Source organism: Mesorhizobium waitakense (assembly GCF_056431085.1).
Window position 1 is genome coordinate 1 of sequence record NZ_JBWKME010000095.1, and the last position, 423, is coordinate 423.

Sequence of the window (423 nt, forward strand, 5' to 3'; positions counted from 1 at the left end):
CCTACGCACCTACGGCTTCAGGCTTTCCCAGAAAGACGTCGTCGATCGGTTCGGAGTGGAATTCGCGCCCGGTGAATATGCACGCTATCAAGTCGCCCTGTCAGCCATTAGCCATGAGGCCGGCGTTATTTTTGACGATGTCCTCTTGCGCGCCGATACACACGCCGAGGCATAACATGACAGTCAGCGTCGCCGAGACGGCTCGCGGCCGCACGTTGCAGTGCGCTTCGGTCCAGAAGACCGAATGTCCTTTTCACAACCCATTGCTTACAAAGCGATATTTCGCATTTTTTAGTTGTGTGCAAGGATTTGTGTAATGCAAACTAGTACCTCTGCACAGAGGTTATGACTCTTTGGAAGTCGGCTTGGGATAGGCTTTGGCCATCTTAAGGCGTGCGTTTTCGGTAGAGAACATCCAGTTGA